Annotated in this window: 10 protein-coding genes; 3 read left to right on the plus strand and 7 right to left on the minus strand. The window is 64.4% G+C overall.

The genetic code is table 11. The annotated features are described in order from the left end of the window. The first annotated feature begins 6 nt into the window (after positions 1-6). Together hfaB (AACH73_RS06235) and hfaB (AACH73_RS06240) are read left to right on the plus strand one after the other, a co-directional pair. Positions 7-855: a holdfast anchoring protein HfaB gene (hfaB, locus tag AACH73_RS06235; RefSeq protein ID WP_338734307.1), complete on the plus strand. Its 849-nt coding sequence runs from the start codon at positions 7-9 to the stop codon at positions 853-855. Continuing rightward, positions 852-1,808, plus strand: coding sequence for a holdfast anchoring protein HfaB (gene hfaB, locus AACH73_RS06240; protein WP_338734308.1), 957 nt, complete (start codon positions 852-854; stop codon positions 1,806-1,808). Before hfaB (AACH73_RS06235) ends, hfaB (AACH73_RS06240) begins: the two co-directional genes overlap by 4 nt. A gap of 6 nt (positions 1,809-1,814) precedes the next feature. On the opposite strand, the gene AACH73_RS06245 is transcribed toward hfaB (AACH73_RS06240), so the two are convergent. Beyond that, on the minus strand, positions 1,815-2,429 hold the full coding sequence (locus tag AACH73_RS06245; protein WP_338734309.1) for a response regulator: 615 nt from the start codon (positions 2,427-2,429) through the stop codon (positions 1,815-1,817). A 9-nt stretch (positions 2,430-2,438) separates the two neighbouring features. Continuing rightward, positions 2,439-3,680, minus strand: coding sequence for a pilus assembly protein TadG-related protein (locus tag AACH73_RS06250; RefSeq protein ID WP_338734310.1), 1,242 nt, complete (start codon positions 3,678-3,680; stop codon positions 2,439-2,441). Between the two features lie 150 nt (positions 3,681-3,830). On the opposite strand from AACH73_RS06250, the gene AACH73_RS06255 reads away from it, so the two are divergent. Beyond that, the gene (locus AACH73_RS06255; protein ID WP_338734311.1) at positions 3,831-7,295 is read left to right on the plus strand and encodes an EAL domain-containing protein; all 3,465 of its coding nucleotides are present in this window, start codon (positions 3,831-3,833) and stop codon (positions 7,293-7,295) included. Between the two features lie 41 nt (positions 7,296-7,336). Here the strand turns inward: AACH73_RS06255 and AACH73_RS06260 are convergent, their stop codons facing one another. The 5 genes from AACH73_RS06260 to AACH73_RS06280 are packed head-to-tail and all read right to left on the minus strand — an operon-like array spanning position 7,337 to position 16,082. Beyond that, positions 7,337-8,617: an MFS transporter gene (locus AACH73_RS06260; RefSeq protein ID WP_272742095.1), complete on the minus strand. Its 1,281-nt coding sequence runs from the start codon at positions 8,615-8,617 to the stop codon at positions 7,337-7,339. Beyond that, on the minus strand, positions 8,618-10,894 hold the full coding sequence (gene bglX / locus AACH73_RS06265; protein ID WP_338734312.1) for a beta-glucosidase BglX: 2,277 nt from the start codon (positions 10,892-10,894) through the stop codon (positions 8,618-8,620). 30 nt (positions 10,895-10,924) lie between these two features. Continuing rightward, entirely contained in the window at positions 10,925-11,656 is a 732-nt protein-coding gene (locus tag AACH73_RS06270) for a phospholipase (RefSeq protein ID WP_338734313.1), read from the minus strand. Then, positions 11,653-14,661: a discoidin domain-containing protein gene (locus AACH73_RS06275; protein WP_338734314.1), complete on the minus strand. Its 3,009-nt coding sequence runs from the start codon at positions 14,659-14,661 to the stop codon at positions 11,653-11,655. The genes AACH73_RS06270 and AACH73_RS06275 overlap by 4 nt, the downstream gene beginning before the upstream one ends. Further along, positions 14,661-16,082, minus strand: a complete 1,422-nt coding sequence (locus tag AACH73_RS06280) for a glucoamylase family protein (protein ID WP_338734315.1) — start codon at positions 16,080-16,082, stop codon at positions 14,661-14,663. The genes AACH73_RS06275 and AACH73_RS06280 overlap by 1 nt, the downstream gene beginning before the upstream one ends. Positions 16,083-16,271 lie beyond the last annotated feature (189 nt).

Raw genomic sequence — 16,271 nt, forward strand, 5'->3', positions numbered from 1 at the left:
GCGCTGATGACACCTTCCCTTCGCCTCTTCTTCGCCCTGAGTTGCGCCACAGGCGCACTCATGCCGGGTCTGGCCACCGCCGCCCCACCGCCGCCGGCCGCGGTGACGCTTAATGAGACGCCGGTGACGCCCGCCCTGCGCTGCCTCGCCCGCCGCCCATCTCTGAACGGCCTGCCGCGTCTGGCGGTCGGGCGCATTGGCGACCTGACGGGTAAGGTCGATTTCGACACAGGAGCCAAGATTACCCAGGGTGCGTCGCTGTTTGCCGTCAGTGCGCTGGGCTATGCCGGGGTCCCGGTGGTCGAACGCCTCGACAATTCCGTGGCGGAGATTGAACTGAACTATGCGCGGCAAAAGCTGCTGTCGGATACGCCGGAGCGCGCCGGGCAAAGCGGCGACAATTTCCGTCCCATTCTGGCCGGGCAGATCGCCGGGTCGCGCTATTACATTGTCGGCGGCATTACCGAACTGAACTACAATATCCGCTCCGACGGCTACGACGCGGCCATCGGCTCACAGGCGCTGCCCGGCGCACAGGGCCAGATCAGCGGCCGCACCTATGTGCTCAACGTCGCCGTCGATCTGCGGCTTGTCAACACCCAGACCCAGCAGGTGGTGGACACCGTCACCTTTCAGAAGCAGGTGATCGGCGTCACCAACGACCGTCGCCTCACTGGAGGCAGCGAGGATATCGGCCTTTTGCTGCAAGGCGGCAACAGCCGTCAGGAACCGTTGCAAATGTCGGTGCGCGAACTGGTCGAACGCTCGGTCTATCATCTGATCGCGCCGCTGTGGACCGCCGCCGATGGACGCGCCTGCCTTGGTGAGGCCGGACTGAAGGAGACGCAGCCATGAGACGCCTTGTGATCGCCCTGCCGCTGCTGCTTTCGGCCTGCGCCAGCGTTACCGCCGATCCGCAGACGGGCCTTTATGCCAGGCCGGTGGGCAATGCTCCGGCGACGGCCAATCTGACGCCCTATAGCCCCGATCTGATCTGCCTTCAGCAGGCGGCGCTGACTAGCCATAAGACCCGGCCGCGCGTGGCGGTGGGCCGCATCGACGACCTGACGGGCAAGCGCGACTTCTACACAGGGGCCAATATCACGCAGGGCATCGCCCTGTTCGCGCAGTCGGCCCTGTCGCGCGCCGGCCTGCCACAGGTGGAGCGCGGTGACCGCGACATCTCCGACTATGAACTGAAGGCCGCCATGGAGCACGTCCTGTCCGACACACCGGATCAGGCGGGTAACGAGCCGGACAATTTCCGCAAGGTCTATGCGGGTCAGATCGCCGGTTCAGACTACTATATCTCCGGCGGCCTGACCGAACTGAATTACAATATCCGCTCCGACGGCGTCGATCTGCGCGCCGGTGGCACCGGCAGCGACGATCCGGCGGGCAGCTTCGTATCGCGGCGCTTCGTGATGAATATCGCGCTCGATCTGCGCCTGATCGACACGCGCTCTCAGGAGATCCGGCGCGTCACCGCCTATCAGAAGCAGATTGTGGGGCGCGAGGTGAAGCCCGGCTTATTCACCCTGCTCGACGGGACTATGCTCGACCTGTCGGGCGGGTTCAGCGAAATGGAGCCTATCCAGTTGGGGGTGCGCACCCTGGTTGAACGCAGCGTCTATGACTTTGCCGCCGGGCTCTACGGCATGGACCCGTCCGTGTGCCGCAATGGCGGGGTTCCCGCCGCCGAAAGCCCGGATAACCACCCCGACAGCCGCAACGCGGTGGAGCCGCGCCCGCCTTATCAGGGCCCGTATCTGGACCGCAGCCGCTGGGGGACGCCGACGCGCCGGTAAGGCGGTTCAGCCCGCCTTCGCCACCTGAGTCAGGGCCTCGCACAGACGGGCGACACGCACCGTCGCCGCCTGCGCCTCTTCCAGTTCGACCGCTTCGGGCCGCGCCAGCATATCCACCAGGTCTTTGGCCGACTCTTCCAGCTTTAACAGGGCAAGCCTCACCGTTTCGGTGCGCAGGCGATTGCCGTCCTGAAGCGTGCGCAGGGTTTTGCGCAGGGCGGCTTCTTCGCGCGCGCTCTTGAGCACATAGGACAATTGATGCGACACCAGCCGCCAGTTGAGCGGCTTGATGACGAACGACGTCGCCCCGTTGGCAAAGGCCTTATCGACGGCCAGCATGTCTTCACGGCCCGTCGCCACGACAACCGGCACATGGCGATGGGTCGGGTCCGCCCGCATCAGGCTCAGCAGCTCAAACCCGTCCATGCGCGGCATGTCGAGATCGAGCAGAACGATGTCATAGGTGGCGCGGCCCATCTTCGTCCACGCATCGGCGCCGTCTTCGGCCACCTCGACGCTGACTTCGGGCGTTGCCAGATGCGTCAGGGCAAATTCACGCAGGATGGGGTCGTCATCAACGACCAGCAGGCGGGCCGCTTCGAAGGTAACGAAATAGCTCATTGTCCCTCCTTACTGCGTCAGGGCGGGCAGGGAGCGGTTGGGGCCCACCCCTTCGGGCACCGGCACGCCGGAACCGGCATAGTTCTTGTTGATCACCAGCACCGGGTCCTTACGCAGGGTCAGGGTGCGCGCCACGATAACGCTCCAGGCGGAATCCTGCGCCACCTTGCCCGACGTCTCGATCTGAAGCTCGGCATTGGGAATATAGATGGTCCCGAGAAGCTGGCTGACGCGGTCCGAACGAATGCTGAAGGTTTCGGTATTGTCGCGTGACGTCGCCATCAGGAAGCCGGCAAAGCGCCCGGATTTACGCGCGGTCAGACGCACCTCGCCCTTGTCGGCAATATCAATCTTGTCATCGCCGCCGAAGATCAGCACCACATCGTCCCCCGTCAGTTGCGCCACATTGGACATCTGCACCTTGGACATGAAGTAATGTTCGCCAGGCAGCAGGTGTATCCGACCGGACCCGCCCACCGTGATCAGGCCGCAATGCACGCCCGGCGGCAGGATAACCGACTGATTGTTCAGCACCTGTATCTGCACGGGCAGACGGGGGCAGGGATAGGGCGGCTTAAGATCCAGATTGGCGAAGGGGTCGGCAATGGTCATGGCCCCCTCACCCGCCCTGGGGCGCGTCACTCCGCTGACGGTGCCGGAGGCCTGAATACGCGCTGCCTCGATCATGGCGGACGACTCAACCGCAATATTGTGGTTGGCGTGAACCGCACAGCCGGGCGCGCGCAGTTGCGCCGTATTCTGCACCGACAGGCCACCGTCCTGGGTTTGCAGGACGCACAGGGGCGTTTTCTGCATATTTTCGGCCCGCGCCTTAACCCTCAGTTCGGTACCGAAGTCGATGGCGCTGAAGATCGGCTTGCGATGCGCAACGCCTGTCACTTCAACCATGCCTTTTTGCAGGTCCGCGGTGGCGGAAAACTCGACACTCACGCCGTCGGGCAAGCCCTTGGCCTGCATGGCAGCGGTCTGGACGGCAAAGTTTGTGATGCCGGTCGTGTTCTGGCCATAGGTCGCCAGGGTCAGACGACCAGCTCCGGCCAGCGCCCCCGCATCGGCAGCGTCCTGCAAGGCGCTTTTGTCGCGGTTATAGGCACTCAGTTCGATGGCACCACCCGCGGCCAGCATCAGGGGCACGGCCACCATGGCGACCGTGATCCCGGCGTGGCCTTTCTGCGTCGCCGCAAAGCGTCGGAGAATGCGCGTTTGGTGATCGAACCAGCCGGATTTCATGTCTGCGTTGTAACACAGGGCTGTTAACAGGGCCTTTCCACAGGATAAACCTCTATATTCTTTACAGGTTTTTTATTTTTTCGCCTCAGCCCGACGAAACGGGCGAAAATCCGGTTTCCTCTTTCAAGGTACATCTATTAGCGTCGTATCATGCGTAAACCCGCCCGAATCAGCACGCCCCACGGACGCCAGCCGGGCTTTCACAGCCGGTTGAACCGGCTGGTTATCGGCTGCGTGCTGCTGGCCTGCCTGCCGGTCGTGGCCCTGTTCGTGGCCAATGAGGCCAGTCGCTATGGCGAAAACCGCTGGTCCACCCTGAAGGCCGCCGCCGATGTGCTGGCCTCCAGCACCACCGAAAGCGTCGAAACGGGGGATGCTCAGGGGGCCTTTCGCGCCCTGCGCGCCGTCACCCGCACGCCCGGAATCGTCTATGCGCGGGTGGAAACGCCGCACGGCGTACTGGCCGAAACCGGCGCGGGCGTGCGGCTGAGGTCCGACGTCAGTATTGACGACAACGGGACACGGCCTTCGCTCGGTCATCTGCTCAGCACCGGCTCCATCGAAATCCGCGCGCCCATCCGGCACGACAACCGGACCCTTGGCCATGTGGTCGTCGTTCACAAGGCCACTGGCATCTCGGCGGGGCTTCTGAGCACACTGGCCGGGATCGGACTGATGGCCGTGGCTGCGGCCGTCATCGCGCTTGTCGTCGCCAACCAGCTGCAACGCCGCCTCGTCCGGCCCTTGAGCGACCTGACGCGCACCATCGCGCAGGTGGCGCAAAGCGGTACCTTCACCCGCGTGGACACTGAGGCCGAGGACGAGGTGCGCACGCTGGTAGACGGCTTCAACCTGATGGCGGAAGCGATCGACAAACGCGACCGTCAGATTGAAGCGCAGGTGCAGCACCTTGAAGACGAGGTTGCAGCGCGCACCAAAGATTACCGCCTCGCCCGCGACGAGGCCCATGCCGCCAATGCCGCCAAGTCGGAATTTCTGGCGACCATGAGCCATGAAATCCGCACACCGATGAACGGCGTCATGGTGATGGCCGAACTGCTGGCCAGCGAACCCCTGCCGCCGAAGGCCCGCCGCCACGCCGACACCATTGTGCGGTCCGGGCGTAACCTGCTCGCCGTCATCAACGACATTCTCGATTTTTCCAAGATCGAGGCCGGGCGCATGGACGTCGAAATCGGCGAAGTCGATATCGTTGACCTGATCGACGAGGTCATCGCCCTCTTCTATGACCGGGCACGCGAAAAGGGGCTGGAACTGGTGGCCTTGGTGCACCCGGACGCGCCGCGCCTTGTGCCGGCCGATACGGTACGGCTGGGGCAGGTGGTCGCCAATCTGGTCTCCAACGCCGTCAAATTCACCGAACGCGGACAGGTCGTGCTTAAACTCGTGCCCGACCGAAACCCGCAGTACTGGCGGCTGGTGGTCAGCGATACCGGTATCGGCATTGCGGCGGACAAGCTCGGCAGCGTGTTCGGCGCCTTCACCCAAGAGGACCAGACCACGACGCGGCGCTTCGGCGGCACGGGGCTGGGCCTGTCCATCGCCAGGCGGCTGGTCGAGGCCATGCACGGGGCCATTGCCGTCACCAGCGAACAGGGCAAGGGGACGTCGTTCCATGTGCGCCTGCCGCGTCAGGCTAACGCACCGACCGCCGCGCCGCCGCGTCTCCCGGCGCCCGCCCGGCTGCATCTGGCCGTCCGGGCCCCGGCACTGGCAGGCCTGTTGAAGGCGCGCTTGGAGGCGGCCGGGTTCGTCATCGACACGGACGCGCCGGACCTCATACTGGCCGATGCCGACGCCCGTGAAGCCTTCACCGGTGCGACAATCCCGCTGGTCCTGCTGGCCGATATACGCGACGCGGAAGCCGAAGTCTGGCGCGAGGATGGACGCTGCGCGGCGGTGCTTGGCCTGCCCTTGCGTCACGGTGATCTCGACCGTCTGATCCACGCCTTTGCCGAGAGCGCGCCCCTGCATCAGGCGGCACCGACGGCGCCGGAAAACGCCACCGTCCATTATCCGCAGGCCCGTGTGCTGGTGGCCGACGACTCCGAGGTCAATCTGGAGGTGGCGCGCGAGGCGCTGAGCCGCTTCGGTATGACCTGCGTCACGGTCAGTAATGGTGCGGAGGCGCTGGCTCAGATGGCCGCCCAGCCCTTCGATCTGGTGCTGATGGACGGCTCGTTGCCGGAACTGGACGGTTTCGAGGCAACGCGACGCTGGCGGGCGCAGGAAGACGGCACCCGACTGCCTATCGTCGCCCTGACGGCGCATGTGGTGGGCAAGGCCGCCGAGGAATGGCGTCAGGCCGATATGGACGGCGTTCTGCATAAGCCCTTCACACTTCAGGCCTTAGGTGAGGTGCTCGACCGCTTCCTGTCGCCTCTGGCCGTCGAAGGGCCATCCCCCCGGTCCGAAGACGCCGCATCGGCGGCCACCCCCCTGACAAGTGACTGGCTGGATCAGACCTTCGCCACCCTGCTGCGCGAGGCCGCTCCCTTCCGCGACCGCGTCATTGCGCTTTATCGGGCCCATGCTCCCCTCACCCTGAAAGCCTTGGTGGCGGCGCTGAGGGATGAGGACGCCGCGCAGGTGGCCTCGGCCGCCCACGCTCTGCGCTCGATGAGCCTCAATCTGGGGGCGCGGCGGCTGGCCGATCTGGCGGGCAGTATCGAGGCGCTGGCGCGTCAGACGCCCCAGGACTTGCGGCTGGGCGATGGCGAGGCCCTGACCGACGCCCTGACCGCGACTCTCACCGAAATTGCCCAACGCCTGCCCGCCCCCGCGCCTGCGGTCCCGCTTCGTTTAGATGACGAAGATACGGCCTTGCTGACGCGTCTGGACGCCATTCTTGCCCGCGGTCGTCTGGATGTGGTCTATCAGCCGATCTACGACCGGATGGGCGAAGCGATTATCTCCGCCGAATGTCTGGTCCGCTGGCCGGGTGAAGATCCGAACCCCGTCACCCCGGCCATTTTCGTACCACTGGCCGAACGCACAGGTCGCATTATCGAGGTCGGGAAGTTGGTGCGCACCATGGTCTTTGCCGATGCCGCACGTCTGGGCGAAGTGCCGCTGGCCATCAATGTGTCGCCGGTCGAGCTGGATCAGCCCGAATTTGAGGCGGAATTGCTGGCGGCCGTCCGGGCCGCAGGCTTACTGCCTTCGCGCTTTGTCATCGAAGTTACCGAAACCGCCATTCTCGGCGATCCGGAGAATATGAACCGGCTGTTCGAACGGCTGAGGGCCCACGGCTTTAAACTGGCGCTTGATGACTTCGGCGTCGGCTATTCCTCCCTGACGGCCCTGCACCGCCACCCCTTCGACAAGATCAAGATTGATCAGGAGTTTGTGCGCGGTCTGGACGGTGAGCCGCGCAAGGCGCTGGAGGCCCTGGCCATTATTCAGGCCGTTTCCGGCATAGGGCGCGCCTTCGGGATGCAGGTGGTGGCCGAAGGCGTGGAAACCCCGGCCCAGCATCAGAACCTCAAGGCCGCCGGCGTACACGCCATGCAGGGTTACCTCTTCTCCCGCCCGCTGCGCGCCGACGCCTTGTCCGAACGTCTATCACCCGGCCGGTCGCGTATCGCCGGTTAGAGCGTATTCCAGAAAATGTGCGAGGGTTTACGAAATCCGCTCTATCGCCGGCGGGCCGACAGGTCCCACAGCATCAGGGCCGCGCACAGGCACAAGCCGAGCGCCGGTGGGCCGGTCATCAGAGTCTTCATCGCCGCCAGTGTGTCGGGGCTTTGGGTGACATTGGGCTGATAGCCGGTACGACCCAGCCCCCAGCCGAACAGGCCCGCGCCCAGCCCCATGGCGATCTTGGAAATCATCCCCGCCACGCCGAAGACAAAGCCGTCAGCGCGCACCTGCGTGGTTTGTTCGCCATAGTCCACCGTATCGGGCAGCAGCGACCAGAAGGCGAAGAACAGCCCCAGAAATCCACTATTGATCGCGATCAGGAAGGCCGTGGTCAGCGACGGCCCGGCCGTCACGAAGCGCAGGGCGGCCAGTCCCATCAGCCCCAGTGCGCTGGCCGCGATCCATACACCGCGTCGCCCGATGCGCCGGGATAGTAGCGTCCAGGCCGGTATGGCCGCCAGCCCGGCCATGCCCATCACCGCCAGCGCCACCGCGCCCCGGCGGTCATCATGAAGCTGATATTTGAAATAATACAGCACCGACTTGGTGAGGACCGTGCCGGAAATGGCGAAGGCCAGCGCCCCCAGATTCAGCCGCCAGAAGGCTGAATTGCGCGCCAGGCTGCGGATCAGGGTCCGCAGGGCCGGAGGACGCGACGTGGCCTGCACCGGCGGCTCACGCGTCACCATAAAGACCAGCGGAAACACACAGGTGGCCACCGCCGCAAACCCCGCCGCCGTCAGCAGATAGCCGCCCGACCCCGCCGCCGGGGTGATCAGCGACACCAGCACCGCCGCCAGCGCGCCAAAGAACATACGAAAGCCGGACAACTGCGCGCGTCGGTCGGGATCGCTGGTAATACGTCCCGACAGGGCGGCATAGGGCACATTGACCAGCGCATAGAAGGTGCGAAAGACCAGATGCGTTGCCAGCAAACACAGGGTCAGCATCGTGCCTTCCAGCGGCGGGCGATAATAGAGAAGGCAGAAACTGAGCCCCAACAACGGCCCGCCGACCAGCAGATAGGGGCGATAGGCCCCAAAACGCGTGCGCGTCTTGTCCGCCGCCGCGCCTATCAGCGGGTCGATCAGCCCGTCCCACACCGAGGCAATCAGGTAGATCAGGCCCGCCGTGGCCGGTTCAAGCCCGACCACCTCGGTATAATAAAACAGCAGAAACAGGCTGAGGCTTTGCCAGTAGAGGTTACAGGCAAAATCACCCAGCCCGTAAACCGCAGCGCCGCCTAAGCCTATCTCGCTGGGTTTGCGCGTCATCTATGCCTTAAGCGTAAATTCAGCGGGCGTGCCGCCCACCGCCGACGGGGCCAGCCACACATTGAACGCGCCCGGCTCCGCTGCGGGTTTCAGATCAGGGTGCACGAAGGCCAGATCGGCGCGGCTGAGGGTAAATTCCACGCGCTTGCGCTCCCCGGCCTTCAGGCTGATACGCTTGAAGCCCTTGAGTTGTCGGATGGGCTGGACGAGGCTCGCCACCTTGTCGTGGATATAGAGTTGCACCACCTCATCGGCGTCGCGCGGGCCCGTATTGACGATCTCGGCACTGATCGTCAGGGTGGCGTCCCAGCCCAGTTCCGGGGCGCTGACCATGGTCGGACCGTATTCAATGGTTGAATAGGTCAGGCCATAGCCGAACGGATATAGCGCTTCGTTCGTGACTTCGCGGTAGCGCGCCTTATATTCCTTTACCTTCGGATCAATCTGCGGCCGCCCGGTGATGCGGTGATTGTAATAGTAGGGCTGCTGGCCCGACGCCTGCGGGAAGCTGACCGGCAGGCGGCCTGAGGGGGCGTAGTCGCCGAACAGAATGTCGGCAATCGCGTTGCCGGTTTCTGACCCTAGGAACCAGGTCGCGAGGATGGCGTCGGCTTCCCGCGCCCCGCCGGTGAGCGCGAGCGCCCGTCCGTGACGCAGCAGCAGCACGGTCGGCTTGCCGGTCGCCTTCACCGCTTCGATCAGCGCCAGTTGCGGTGCGGGCAGCGAGATATCGGTGCGCGCCTGCGCTTCGCCGGACATGTTCTCGGCTTCACCCATGGCCAGCACCACGATGTCAGACGCTTTGGCGGCCGCAACGGCGGCGTCGATGCCGCCCGGAATGGCCGCTTCGAAGTCCACGCCTTTGACGACGGTGATCGCGGCCGGGTCCTTCACCACGGCGCGCAGGCCTTCCTCGATGGTGACGCCCTTGGCCCGGTCCGGGAAGACCGACCACGGCCCCGGCAGATTGTGACGATCCGCCCCCAAGGGTCCGATCAGAGCGATCTTCTTGCCCGTTTTGGCGAGCGGCAGAAGGTTGCCTTCATTGCGCAGCAGCACGATCGAGCGGCGACCCGCTTCGCGCGACAGGGCGACGATCCCGTCGCTGCGCACATCGGCCTTTTCGCGTTTGGCGTCCATCGAACGGTACGGATTATCGAACAGGCCCAGCGCCTTCTTGACGCGCAGGACGCGGCGCACCGCCTCATCCAGCACCGCCTGGGGCACTTCGCCGTCCTTCACAAGCGATGGCAGGTGTTTGAAATAAAGACCTGATTGCATCGACATATCACACCCAGCCATAATGGCTTTTTTGGTGGCGTCACGCCCATCGGCGGCATAGCCGTGCAGGATCAGCTCTTCCTCGGAGGTGTAGTCGGACACCACCAGCCCCCTGAAGCCCCACTGCTCGCGCAGGATTTCGGTCAGCAGGTGGCGGTTGGCCGTCGCGGGCACGCCCGAAATGTCGTTGAAGCTCGACATTACCGACAAACACCCGGCATCCAGCCCGGCCTTGAACGGCGGCAGGTGGGTTTCCCACAGCGTGGTTTCCGGTATATCGACCGTGTTATATTCCATGCCGCCCTGCACCGCGCCATAGGCGGCGAAGTGCTTGAGGCAGGCCAGCATGTTGCGCCCGTCCTTCAGGTCATTGCCCTGAAAACCCTTGACGCGGGCGACGGCCAGCACATTGCCGAGATAGGTGTCTTCGCCCGCCCCTTCGACGACGCGACCCCAGCGTTGATCGCGGGCAATGTCCACCATCGGCGCAAAGGTCCAGTGCAGGCCGACGGCGGTCGCCTCAATAGCCGCGGCGCGCGCCGTGCGGTAAGCCAGATCGGCGTCCCACGCCGCCGCTTCGCCCAGCGGCACCGGGAAGGTCGTGCGCAGACCGTGGATGATGTCGGCGGCAAAGATCAGCGGAATCTTATGCGGAGATTCCTCGACCGCCACCTTTTGCAGTTCGCGCGCCCCGGCGACACCGATCCCGTTGAACAGGCCGGTGATTTCGCCGCGACGGATGCGCGCCTTCACCTCGTCCTTCGTCTGGGCGACGGCGGCCGGATTGACATTGCCGAAGTCCGGCCGCGTCAGGTCGGCATAGAGGCTGAGCTGACCGGCTTTTTCTTCGAGCGAAAGCGACGCGATCAGCTTTTCGATAAAGGGGTCCGGCGCGGCCACGGCCTTGGCGAGGCCGGGGGCGACGACAGGAAGGAAGACGGCCGTGGCGACGGCGCCCCTGAGGAAGAACCGGCGTGAAGGCGTGAAAGCGGTCATGGGTTATCCTTGGTATCTGCGGGGAAAAATTCAACGTTTATGTTTGAGCAGCCACGCATAGAGGCTGGGGGTGGCATAGGCGGCATCCCAGGCATTGTGATTGCCTTCGGGATAGAGGGTGTAGTTGACCTCACCGCCACAGGCGCGGACGGCATCGGCAAACTGGTCTTCGGGCTGATAGAAGACGATGTCGTCCTTTGCCCCGTGAAAGGCCCACACCGGCACATCTTTGAGCGCGCAGGCCCCGTCACGATAAAGCGAGTCTCCGGACACCGGCGCAATGGCGGCAAAGCGTCGCGGATAGGCAATCGCCCAGCTCCAGGTGCCCCGACCGCCGCGCGACAGGCCGGTCAGGTATAGGCGGCTATGGTCGGCGGGCAGGCCTTTCAGAGCCGTGCTCAGCCAGGCGTCAAGCGTCGCCGGGTTCCATTCGACCTTTTCGCTCAGTTGCGGGGCCAGAATGATGAAAGGGGCCTTGTTCGGATGGGCGCGGCTGTAAGCCCAAGGCCCGTGCACCGTGGTCAGGGTCACGTCGGTGCCGATCTCACCCGATCCGTGCAGGAATACCAGCACCGGGGCCTTACCTTTCAGATCGGCCGGCAGGTACTGCATATAGCCGATACGGGTGCCATCTTTCAGCGTCAGGGATTTGGGCGTTTCGCCACGCGGCAGGTCCGCTACAGGCAGGCTGGCGCAGGCGGTGAGGACAAAGAGGCTAAAAAGGGCGACCAGAGCCCTTGAGGGGAACCGCGTGAAGATCATAGGCCATCTCCCAGAATAATCTCGGCTTTTGCCGTTTTGATGATCAGTTCGCCATCGCGCAAAGCCATGGGCTGACCTCCCACCCGCGCACGAACATCTCGCCCCATCAGGGAGGGTACGTCAATCACATAGCCACCGGAGGGCGGTGCATCAGAATCAATATTGATTTTTAGGCCCGAACCCGCCTTGTTAATCGTAAGCGATAACGGGCCCCATGGCGTGCGCAGCCGCTCCAGCCGCGTTTCGCCCTTGTCGGCCCATTTCGGGTCATACCCTGACAAAAGCACCATCTGCGCCGTCTCGGCCCGCTCATAGGCAAACAGGTCAAGCGCCACCCGCAGATAGTCGGATTCGACCCAGCCGTGGGGCAGATCGCCTATAAACAACGGTTGACGATAGGGGACGGTGACCACCTCCCCCCACTGAAACCACGCCCTGGGGGCCTGATCGGCGAAGAACATATCGAGCGCCTGACGCGCCCGTTCGGGCTGTTTCAGCCGCAGAAAGGCCCCGACATTGCGCAGTTCGTAGGGCGTGTAGCTGTTGGGCGTCTGACGGCGGCGCATCAGAATATCCGCCCAGTAGAACTCAAAGGTCTGACGCTTCAATGCCTCAGGAACGTCGTCCGTATGCGCGCCGGAGGTCAGCCCCATGGTCGTTGACGTCGGGTCGAAATCGCCGCGATCGGCGGCCCCGGCCACCACGGCCTGCCCATAGTGCGCCGCGGTGGCAAGGATCGAGGCTTTCAGGTCTCGGGCAAAGGCCTCGCCCTGCGCAGAGAAACGTTCGGCCTCTGCCGTCTTGCCCAAAGCGCGGGCCGTCACCGCCGCCCCGCGATAGCCTTTCAGGGCCCAGAAATTATCCCAGTAGCTATAGGCCGCCTTGTCCGAATAGCCCTCATGGCTGATCGACGGCGGCATGAGGCCGCGATAGCGCGCTTCGGTTTGCGCCGTGAGATTGGCCTGACGCAGGCCCTCCTGATAGGCGATGGCACCGGACACCTGAGGCCAGTAGGGCGCGATCTCGGCGGGCGATACACCAAAGCGGATCAGTTCCCCGGCCAGCCACGGCAGTTGCCCGTTGGAGTCGTTTTCCGGTGTCGGATCGGCCCCGCGCGCATCGACGCAGCACGGCACCTTGCCTGTCTCGAAGCTCATCGGGGCATAGGCCTTGAAATAGGCCAGCGCCTCCTTGTGCAGACCCATTCGCAGCAGGCCTTCGGACATCATGGCACCGTCGCGTATCCACGACCGGTCGTAAGACCGCGCGCCGGGCTTCAGCCAGTCGCCATCAAGCAGGATCAGTTGGTAGGCGAGCGCCAGACGCGCGCTGTCGGCAATGGGCGGCGCACCGGCCGGCAGAACAAGCCTGGTATCCCCCAACCGCTGATGCCAGTCGGCCCTGACGCTTTCGGCCTGCGCTTCGGCCCACTTCGCCGCGTCCCCGGTGATGACGGGGCGCGCCGTTTGCCCGCCCAGCGGAAAGGCGACAATGACGCTCTGCGCCACACCGGGGGTGAGGTTCAGGTCATAGCCAATCACGCCGGAGGCCAGACCGTCCGTATCGGAGGCACTGGCCCCCTGCGGCCCGCTCAGGAAGCCCGCTGCCGTAAAATCCTTCGGCGGCGTCAGCAGCCACAGCGGCTGATCATCGACGCTGACCGTATCGCCGTCACGGCTGAGGCGGCGGATCGGCGCATAGCCCCCCGGCCGCGTCAGGAACTGCGTCGGCGGATTGACCTGCATCGGCTGCACGTGCAGCTCCAGCCGCACCGTTTGCGCCGTATCGGAGCTTACCTCGTAACGCACCAGCGCATAGGGGGCCTTGCCCTCGCCAAAGGCCAGAGGGGCAACGCGCATCTGCACGCCCTCCCCCTGCCATTCGACCGTTGGCAAGGGCAGGCGTTCGGCGTCCATGCCCTGTGTGACCGTGGCCTGCGCCCAGGTCAGACGCTTGCCGCCGACCTTCAGCACGGGCATCAGCGACGGGCGTTCCGGCCCCAACTCGACCGCCCCGTCTTCGGACAGGAGCGCCGCGCGCGGGCCGCCATGTGCCACGCCCACCACGGTCCAGTAGGCCTGCTCCGTAAAGCCGCGCGGATAATCGCCACGCGGTGCGGTGCGCGCCAGTTCCGTCAGCAGGGCGTTCGGCTTGAGCCCCATCACCAGCGGCAGAAGCGCGGCCTCATTGAGTTGCCCCTGCCCGCTCACGCGGACATAGCGCGCATCGACCTCACCCAGTGTCACATAGTCTGTCCCGCCGTCGGAACCCGCAACGGTGCGCAACTCGCGGAAGCTGCGCCCATCATCGGACACCGCGAGGCTATACCGAGCGGGCACCCGGCCCCAGTCGAGTTTCAGCCCGCCAAAGGCCCTCACACGCGACAGGTCGAGCGTCACTGACGTCGCGGGAGTACCGGTTCGGGCATCGCCATCCAACGCCGCCTTCACATCGGCTTTTAAAAGCGCCTCGGTCTTCGGTTCCGGCGCCTCGGCGCGCCAGCGGATCGGCCCGACCCCCAGCCAGCCGGAGGCTGCACCCCTGGCGGTCTTGACGACGACTACCTCCATGCGCTTGCCACCCCGGAAGGTGCGATCCTTTGTCGTCCCCCAGGCAAATTCGATATGGCGCGGGCGAATGCGCAGCACCGTACCCTGCGGTGTCGGCACAAAGGCCGGGCGCGTCACCCACCATACATTGTCGCCGGAGGCATCGGTGAACTTGATCTGAAGATCATTGCCCGCGCCCTCGCCCTTTACCGGTATTTCGATAACGAAGTTATCGGGGGCCGCAAAGTCGAGCTCATGCACAATAAAGGCATAGCCGGCCCCTTTGAACCCATAGTCAAGCCGGGCGGTTTCGCCGCCGCTGGCCTTTGAGGCGACGCCCTCTGACGCCCCGACGGTCCACGGCGTCGGCGCGATCAGGGCGGTTTGCGCCGCCAAAGGCGTCGCCAGCAGCCCGGCGGCCAGTATCAGCGCCCTTATGGACAGATGAGGGCGCATCAGGCTACCGCCTCGAACCCGGCCAGTTTCAGGCCGCGCTGAAGCGGCGCGCAGCCCTTCATCAGCCGCCAGAACAGACCTGAACGCAGGTTTTCGATACCGCACAGGATCGGCCCCTGGTCTATGCCGATATAGTCGTTGGACACCCAGCCGGCGCGTTGGGTCTGATGGCCTTCGCGCGACGGATAGTCGGTGACAAAGGTCGGGTTGAAACTGTCGAAAAAGCCATATTGGCCATAGATATCGGTGCCGTAGCGCGCCTGCATGGCCCTGGCGGCAGCCAGGGATTCCACCGGCGTGAACATGATCGAGCCCAGCGCGGCGGTGGGCGCAATCGTGCCGTCGTCGAACGGGTGCAGATCACCCGGTCCGCGCGCCGAATAGCTGCGAAATTGCCGCTCGACGCCGTCGATCACCAGCTTGACATCCGCCGGGCCGTCGCAGGCTGTAAAGCCCCAGATGTCCGGGCCATAGTCCCTGAACCGCATCGGGTTCTGAATGGCATAGTTGCGCTGGGCCAGCGTGGCGCGGCGGGAATTTTCAAAATAATCCAGACCTTTGGCGCGCATATAGGCGTCGGCTATGCCGCGATAGTCGATCCAGACGTGGTTGTACTGATGGCCGAACAAAGCGTGGAAGCCCAGATGCGGCTCCCCGTGATTGGGGCCAAATGTCTCATCATAGGTCGAACACCACACCTGATAGGCCTTTGGGTCAATCGGGTGGGTCGGTGAGGCCATAGCCAGCAGATAGACCATCATGCCTTCGTTATAGCCGCGCCATTCGGCCTTGATGAAGCCGTCTTCGGGGTGCCAGCCCATGGTCTGCCGCCCCGACGGGCGCATCATGAAGGTCCAGTCCACGCGCTCATAAAGGGCGGTGGACAGGCGGCGGATATCGCGTTCCACAGGCGTGTCGCGGTCGAAATACTGCCCGGCGCACAGGGCCCCCATTAGCAGAAGCGAGGTGTCGATGGACGACAGTTCACAGGTCTTGTAGCGCGTGCCGTCGTCGAAACGCAGAAAGTGATAGAAATAGCCCTTATAGCCCGCCGTGCCCGAAGCGGCCTCGCCCTGCGGCAGGTTATAAAGGAAATTCAGCGTGTTAAAGGTACGCTCCGCCGCCTGCTCACGGCGGATATAGCCGGACTCCGCACCGACAATATAGGCGTTGAAGGCAAATCCGATAGCGGCCACCGAGGCAAAGGTGCGCGTGGGCCAGCGATCCGGCGTCAGGCCAGTGCGATGGTCAGTCACGTCCCAGAACAACTGAAACGTGCGCCGATGCAGATCGCTCAGAAGCGGGTCGCTCGCAGGTGCCCGCGACAGGCTCGGCAGAGACGCGCAGGCCCCCAGGGGCAACAGGCTGAGCCCCAGAAGACCCCGGCCAAGAGCCCGACGGGACGGATGCAACAAGGACATAAAAAACTCCCTTCGACACGGTGTCTGTGGGTGACACCGGCGGTCCATCAGGGACAACAAAACCAAAAAAAACCGGGGGCTCCAACGGGAGGAGAAGCCCCCGGTATCAGGCAAGTCAGCGCCGCATAAGCCGAGGAAGAAAAGGGCTGGCGGGCAGATGTCCGGCGGCGCGTCAGGGGATGAGACACC

Origin of the sequence: Asticcacaulis sp. DW145 (assembly GCF_037101385.1) — a bacterium.
Classification (GTDB): Bacteria; Pseudomonadota; Alphaproteobacteria; order Caulobacterales; family Caulobacteraceae; genus Asticcacaulis; species Asticcacaulis currens.

Excerpts from the sequence above, each read along its gene's own strand:
- hfaB (WP_338734307.1), top strand. The coding sequence starts at position 7 with ATGACACCTTCCCTTCGCCTCTTCTTCGCCCTGAGTTGCGCCACAGGC.
- hfaB (WP_338734308.1), top strand. The coding sequence starts at position 852 with ATGAGACGCCTTGTGATCGCCCTGCCGCTGCTGCTTTCGGCCTGCGCC.
- AACH73_RS06245 (WP_338734309.1), bottom strand. The coding sequence starts at position 2,429 with ATGAGCTATTTCGTTACCTTCGAAGCGGCCCGCCTGCTGGTCGTTGAT.
- AACH73_RS06250 (WP_338734310.1), bottom strand. The coding sequence starts at position 3,680 with ATGAAATCCGGCTGGTTCGATCACCAAACGCGCATTCTCCGACGCTTT.
- AACH73_RS06255 (WP_338734311.1), top strand. The coding sequence starts at position 3,831 with ATGCGTAAACCCGCCCGAATCAGCACGCCCCACGGACGCCAGCCGGGC.
- AACH73_RS06260 (WP_272742095.1), bottom strand. The coding sequence starts at position 8,617 with ATGACGCGCAAACCCAGCGAGATAGGCTTAGGCGGCGCTGCGGTTTAC.
- bglX (WP_338734312.1), bottom strand. The coding sequence starts at position 10,894 with ATGACCGCTTTCACGCCTTCACGCCGGTTCTTCCTCAGGGGCGCCGTC.
- AACH73_RS06270 (WP_338734313.1), bottom strand. The coding sequence starts at position 11,656 with ATGATCTTCACGCGGTTCCCCTCAAGGGCTCTGGTCGCCCTTTTTAGC.
- AACH73_RS06275 (WP_338734314.1), bottom strand. The coding sequence starts at position 14,661 with ATGCGCCCTCATCTGTCCATAAGGGCGCTGATACTGGCCGCCGGGCTG.
- AACH73_RS06280 (WP_338734315.1), bottom strand. The coding sequence starts at position 16,082 with ATGTCCTTGTTGCATCCGTCCCGTCGGGCTCTTGGCCGGGGTCTTCTG.